Here is a 453-nt window from a genome sequence, read left to right on the forward strand (position 1 = left end):
GGACGTCATTGAAAGACGAGCCGATGACCGTTTCAAATTCCCACAGCTTGTCGCCCTGGGCATCGCCACCCACGCCAGCCACGCCACCCACCAGACTCACCGTCACACCGCTGGACGAACCGGAGTAATCAATCGTATCCATGCCGCCCGAACCGAAAAACTGATCCGCCGCTTCGCCGCTGATAAAAGTGTCGTTGCTGCCAGAACCTTGCAGGAACTCAATACCGACGTATGTATCACCGAAAGCGATCCCGGAGTTCACCCCGGTTTTGGTGTTGATCGTCACGCCCACAGGGCTGTCGCCATAACTCACGATGTCGTTACCGGCGCCACCAATGAACTGGTCAGCACCTGCCCCACCCGACAAGGTATCCGCTCCGACCCCGCCCGTGATGATGTTGTCCGACGCGTTGCCGTAACCGACGAAGTTGCCGGTGCCGACGTAAGTCAGGC

General features: G+C 58.9%; 1 protein-coding gene. It reads right to left on the reverse strand.

Annotated elements, in window-relative coordinates:
* On the reverse strand, positions 1-453 hold a 453-nt coding region (locus ACWR1S_RS30920; protein ID WP_454566149.1), incomplete at both ends, for a calcium-binding protein.

Source organism: Pseudomonas sp. AIG (genome assembly GCF_977020205.1).